The sequence below is a fragment of the Dyella sp. genome, assembly GCF_036384435.1.
Lineage (GTDB): Bacteria > Pseudomonadota > Gammaproteobacteria > Xanthomonadales > Rhodanobacteraceae > GSA-30.
Genome location: NZ_DASVMI010000039.1, coordinates 1 through 5,905, shown reverse-complemented (window position 1 = coordinate 5,905; position 5,905 = coordinate 1). Strand labels below are relative to the sequence as shown.

At 60.1% G+C, this 5,905-nt stretch carries 6 protein-coding genes; 4 read left to right on the top strand and 2 right to left on the bottom strand.

Annotated elements, in window-relative coordinates:
* Positions 1 to 214: 214 nt before the first annotated feature.
* Positions 215 to 1,180, top strand: coding sequence for a hypothetical protein (locus tag VF436_RS03555; protein ID WP_330902605.1), 966 nt, complete (start codon positions 215 to 217; stop codon positions 1,178 to 1,180).
* 33 nt (positions 1,181 to 1,213) lie between these two features.
* On the opposite strand, the gene VF436_RS03550 is transcribed toward VF436_RS03555, so the two are convergent.
* Positions 1,214 to 1,411, bottom strand: coding sequence for a hypothetical protein (locus tag VF436_RS03550; RefSeq protein WP_330902604.1), 198 nt, complete (start codon positions 1,409 to 1,411; stop codon positions 1,214 to 1,216).
* 70 nt (positions 1,412 to 1,481) lie between these two features.
* On the opposite strand from VF436_RS03550, the gene VF436_RS03545 reads away from it, so the two are divergent.
* A complete protein-coding gene (locus tag VF436_RS03545) occupies positions 1,482 to 1,943 on the top strand; it encodes a MarR family winged helix-turn-helix transcriptional regulator (protein WP_330902603.1) in 462 nt (153 codons plus the stop codon).
* The gene (locus VF436_RS03540) at positions 1,940 to 3,223 is read left to right on the top strand and encodes an MFS transporter (RefSeq protein WP_330902602.1); all 1,284 of its coding nucleotides are present in this window, start codon (positions 1,940 to 1,942) and stop codon (positions 3,221 to 3,223) included. The genes VF436_RS03545 and VF436_RS03540 overlap by 4 nt, the downstream gene beginning before the upstream one ends.
* Positions 3,224 to 3,286: 63 nt before the next feature.
* On the opposite strand, the gene VF436_RS03535 is transcribed toward VF436_RS03540, so the two are convergent.
* Entirely contained in the window at positions 3,287 to 5,146 is a 1,860-nt protein-coding gene (locus VF436_RS03535) for a glycoside hydrolase family 97 protein (RefSeq protein WP_330902601.1), read from the bottom strand.
* 140 nt (positions 5,147 to 5,286) lie between these two features.
* On the opposite strand from VF436_RS03535, the gene VF436_RS03530 reads away from it, so the two are divergent.
* Positions 5,287 to 5,905: MFS transporter (locus VF436_RS03530; protein ID WP_330902600.1), on the top strand; the 619-nt coding region annotated here is incomplete at its 3' end.

Genomic DNA, 5,905 nt, shown 5'->3' with positions numbered 1-5,905 from the left:
GTCCAGAGCCGGTGCCCGGGCGCTGTAGCAATGCCGCCAGCAGGTAAGAACAGGCATAAGCTTTGGCCTTGGGGAGGTCCAAGGGTATCGACATGGCATAGCCCTGGCGGGTTTCGGCTGCCTTCTGACCGGATATTGAGTTGTGCGCCAAGGGCTGCCTTGGATTGACGTAAGCCTGTGGCTGGTTCTAACGTCGAATCAGGACGGAGACGCCATGGCCAGACCGGATCAACGCATCACCCACGCCTGGTGCGAGGAGCTGGGAGATGTGATCACTATCGATCGTGCTCGCGCCGAATATTTCGCGCAGGCATTGCCGCGCGCGTATTTTCATTTCCTGTGTTCATCGCCCGAATGCAGGGCGATGGAGGTGCCCGCGCGCATCACGGCGGTCAATTACTACATTTTCGCCGAAGACTTGCCATCGCATCAGCCAATGCATTTTCGCGAAAATCCACACACGCCACACCATGAACTTTGCGAATGGGTGGGTGACGACCAGGTAGAAAGTCATGTCGAGCCTGATGAGCGTGCCAGGCAGCTGGCACGAGCCAAGCTGCATGATTTTGTTGAAATCTTCGACCCGGATGTCGAACCGGCTGTCAGGCCAACTGGCGACGCGATCTCCCAGTCCGGGGCGCTGCCGGCCGTCGGCGAGATATCAAGCGGGTCGGGTGGGCGGGTCTCGCGTGCGGGAGGCCGCCGCAGGACAAGTAGCCTGGAACGCCTGGTCGAATACTACGTGCAGGCGCGTGCGCAATTGCCCAAGGAGGTTTTCGACGAGCTGACCTTGCGTACACCGGACATGGGAACGGTGCGTCTGCGCTCGTATTTTGCGGCGATGAAATACGCCAAGCCAGGGCGTAACAAGCGTGTGATGAATGGCTCGGTAAGTTTTCGCCGCTACGGGCAGGGATTTGCGTTGCGCTTTTACGATCGGGTCGCGGATTTGCCGGTATCGATCTACGTGTCGCCGGCACAGATGGCGGCGCACAGGCATCGTCGCTATCTGGAAGCCATCGTTGCCGAGGCTGACAAGGTGCGTTGGTTCAAGGCCTTTGCGCGCGGTTCGTTATTACCCGATTCGCGCGGAGCCGAGCATGGATTCAATTTTGCGTTGGAAAGCCTGGATGATCTCGTCTTGAGATTGGGGCCTCCCAAGGAACACTCTGCCGAGTGAGGCGTAACGGCAAAAGGCGGCGATTCCAGGCGATCAGAAGCTCACCTCAACCGTGCCCGGCAGCATGCATGGGTTACCGATGCCGTCGTGGATGCCGCTGGCCTTGGCCGGGTAACGATCGAAGTTCAAGCCAATGCCGCTGCGCTCGCCGGCTTTATAGTCAATGCCTGACCCCGCACAGGCGTCACCTATTGCGGTAGATACGCAAGAAGTTACGCCTTTGGCATGCATTGGAATCATTCATTCATGAAGGTAAACTGCTAAGGTAAACTTCATAACTGCGTGCCTGTAGGCGCTCCCCATGAAACCCTTAGACCTTATGAATACCTCGCAGCAGTCGGCAAATCTGGCTGTGGAATTGCGCGTGGTTATCGGCCAACTCAAGCGGCGCCTGCGTGAACAGGGACATATGGGCGAACTGTCGTCCGCGCAGATAGCCGTGCTCAGTCGCCTGGAGCGCGATGGTGCCAGCACTATCACGGCACTGGCGCAGGCGGAGGGCATGCGCCCGCAATCAATGGGAACCCACATCGCAGCCCTGGAGGCCGCAGGTCTGGTTACCGGGGTTCCTGATCCCAACGATGGGCGGCGCACGTTATGGAGCGTGACGGCCGCGTGCCGCAAGCGCATACGCCAAGGACGCGCGGCGCGGGAGGATTGGATCCTGCGAGCGATAGAACAGCACCTGTCACCCCAGGAGCAGCAGCAATTGTCCGCGGCCCTGGTATTGCTCAAGCGCTTCGTGGATGGAGAGCGCGCATGAAACATGCGTTCCGTTCATTACGGGTGTTCAACTACCGCGTCTGGGCCAGCGGCTCCATCGTCTCGAACGTGGGTACCTGGATGCAGCGCACCGCCCAGGACTGGTTGGTGCTGACCCAATTGACGCGTCACAATGCCACGGCGGTGGGTGTCGTCATGGCATTGCAGTTTGGTCCGCAGATTTTATTGTTGCCGTTGACGGGCTTCGCTGCGGACCACATGGATCGACGCAAGCTTGTTTTTACTACTCAGGCGACCATGGGCGCCTTGGCGCTGGGCCTGGGCCTGCTGACCGTGACCGGCCTGGTGCGGTTATGGCAGGTTGATGTGTTTGCTTTCCTGCTTGGCTGTGCTTCGGCATTCGATGCGCCGGCACGGCAAACGTTCGTGTCCGAGCTGGTCCAGGATGGCGACTTGGCCAACGCTGTGGCGCTCAATTCCACATCATTCAATGCCGCGCGCATGATTGGCCCGGCTGTGGCTGGCCTCCTGATCGCAGCAGTCGGTACGGGTTGGGTCTTCCTGATCAATGCGATAACTTTTGTGGCAGTGCTCTATGCCTTGAGCCTGTTGAAACTCGATCAGCTATTTGTGCATGACCGTGCCATGCGCAAGCGCGGTAGCATGGTCGATGGCTTTCGCTACGTATGGCACCGGCCAGACCTGCGGGCGATCCTGGCGATGTTGTTCCTGGTCGGCACGTTTGGACTCAATTTCCCGATTTTCATCTCCACCATGTCGGTAAGCGTATTTCATGGCGGTGCGGATCAGTATGGTCTTTTGACCTCGACCATGGCTATGGGATCGGTCGCCGGGGCTTTCATGGCAGCGATGCGTGCGCGTCCGCATTTCATGTTGCTGGCGGTCGCGGCTGGGTTGTTCGGCGCAGGGCTGTTGCTTGCATCAATCTCACCCAACCTGTGGTGCTTTGCCGCCTCGCTCGTGCTGATCGGGGTATCGGCGCAGACATTCACTACATCCACCAACAGCCTTATGCAGCTGAGTACGGACCCGATGATGCGTGGACGGGTGGTAGCCATCTTCCTGGCGATCGCAATGGGCACCACGCCGATAGGAGCGCCAGTCGTCGGTTGGGTGGCCGATACGTTTGGCGCACGCTGGGCGCTGCTGGTGGGAGCTGCGGCGGGTATCGGCGCGGTGGCGGTGGCTCTGTCTTATCTGGTGCGCTACCACCATTTACGCATCCGCCTGGAAGGATGGCGTCCACGGCTGAGCCTGGACGATTGGGAAGGCGTTGCCGGTATCAAGCCTCAGGCTTGATAGGGCGTGGTTCAAGGTAATACCGCTTGCCTTGAACCCTGCGCCGATACGCCTGGTTGCGGGCTAGTAGCAACCTAGATTCTTTCCTTTCATGGGGCAAAGTACGGCAACGAAGCCGCCGTTTTCCTTGACCTCGACGGAAATCTCCTTGCCTGCTTCGGCTCGGGCGATCTTGCGCACTACGTCGTGCCGGCCTTTGCCGGGGGCGTCACGCAGCATATCGACCACCCACGGGCCGCTGCCCAGGCGATCGAGCGAGAAGGTCAACGTGCGTGCCGGGCCGGCACTCACGCCGCCAATATACCAACGATCGCCACTGTGACGGGCAATGATGGCCTCACGCCCTGGATCACCGGCAAGCAGTCGCGTTTCTTCCCATACCGTGGGCACCTTGGCGATGAAGGCCAGCGCGCGCGGGTGACGCTCGTATGCAGCGGGCGAGTCTGCCAGGCTGAGCCAGCCTGATTCATAGACTACCGGCAGTGCTACCTCATGAGCGATGCTGGCCAGCTTGGGGCCGTCCTCCAGCGCCACGGGCGTGAAATCCATCGAACCGACCACGTTGCGTGTGAACGGCTGAATCGTGTTTGCAAAGGGAGGTGCATCGTTTTCCGTGCCACGTACCGCTTCCATGCTCATGATGTGCGGCCAGGTACGCGCCAAACCGTGGGGAATGGTCGAGCCATGCAGGTCGATCATCAACTGGCGTTGCGAGGTAGCCTCCAGGATCGCGTCGTACCACCGATAGCGTTCCTGGCTATCGGAGTTCATGAAATCGACCTTGACCCCTTTCACGCCCCACTGCTTGACCTGGTCAAGCACGGCAGTGCGTTTTGCATCGGTATCCAGGTCTTGCCATTTGAACCACAGCAGGATGTCCACATGGCGCTTTTGCGCGTACGTCACCAGGTTGGGTACCCAGTCGCTCTTCCAGCCTTCGTCGACCAGCACATAAGGTAGGCCGTGGCGGGAGGCGAAATCCACGAAAGCCTTTTGCTTTTTCAGGTTGCCGGGGCTATCGCGATCACTGAGCCAGGACCAGGCGACCTTGCCTGGGCGAATCCATCGGGTATCGGTCAGGCGCGCCGGTTTGGCCAGGTCATCGACCAGGGTCGATTCGGTGATGGTCGCCAGTGAGCCCACGATGGTGGCGCGCCATGGCGTGATGCCGTTGCTGTGCACCTGGCCATCGGCCAGGCGCAGTTCGTAGACAAGGCTGCCGACTTCATGGTGGAGAAAGCTTCCCGCGTAGTTGCCGTCTACATCGGCTTCGCTCAGCAGGGCATAAATATCGCCCACACGGAACAGCGAGGGATAACCGTAGTCACCGCTGGCGGCATCGCGGGCCGTGGTTTGCACGCGCAACTTTTCGTACCAGGGGTTATAGGGCAGCAGCCAGGCGGGGGCATCGGTGGGAAGTATCGCGGCGGAAGTTTCACCGGTCACTACGGCATTACCGGTTTCATCGGGTAGCTCGTAGTGATAAGCGACACCATCGGCGGCGGCGCGTACTGCCACGATCAACCGTTTGTGGGCGGCGTTTTCCAGCGTGTAACGTGTCTCGTGCATATTGACCTGGCGATCGAGCCGCTTGCCGGTGGTCATGCGGTAGCTATCGGAAATATCCTGGCTTTTGGCTGCAAGCAGCCGAAGATCATGCGTGTAGTCGAACGAAGTGCTGCGAATGCCCAGCGGCTCGTCGAGCACATGTTGGCCGCCTTGCTGTATCACCAGCGTGGCCGTGCCATGGGCCGTATCCATGCGAAGCGTGGCCGCAGGCGTGTCGGTGCGCCATTGCGTAGTCAACTGCGCGCGGTCGAGCGTCGCCGCATGTTTGCTGCCGTCACTGGCGCAACTGGCCAGCACGGGCAGCAAGAGCACGAAGGGCGCGCGACGTGCGCACCAGGCAAAGGCAGGTCTCATGGTTTAAGTCCCCGTATGGATTCGTGACGGCCCGATACCTGTCGATCCTTTGACATGGCCGGGGGTAAGTCAATATTGGACTTTCGATGATGTGCGGCCTTCGTCGATAATAGGTTCCTGTATCTGCCATGCCATTCTCGATGACCTCTACCAGGCTCCGCGTTTTTGCCGTTTTTGCGGCCGGTTATTTCGTCTCGTTCCTGTTTCGCGGCGTGAACCTCGGCTTTGCGCCATTCCTGACCCATGACCTGGGCTTGTCCCAGGGTGATCTGGGTACCCTGACTAGCATGTATTTCCTGGGCTTTGCCGGCGCCCAGCTTCCCGCTGGCGTACTGCTGGATCACTACGGCCCACGCCGTGTGACGGCCTGCGTGATGCTGGTGGCTGCGCTGGGCATCCTGGTTTTTGGCAATGCTCACGGACTGACCGCGATGATGATCGGCCGCCTGCTGATCGGTGTTGGTGTGTCGGTATGCCTGGGCGGCGCATTCAAGGCGACGGCGCAGTACTTTCCAGTCACGCAGCTGACTCTCGTCAACGGTCTGGTAATGGCCGTGGGTGGGCTGGGTGGCGTCGCGGTGGGAGCGCCTCTGAACTGGCTGCTTTCGTTCGAGAGCTGGCGTGCGATCTGCATGGGTATGACCGTGTTGACGACGCTGGTGGCCGCCTCGATCTGGCTGATCGCACCGCATGCACCCGATGTGCGCCAGCAGCCGGGCATGCTGGAGCAGTTCAAGGGAACCTGGCATATCCTCAGCA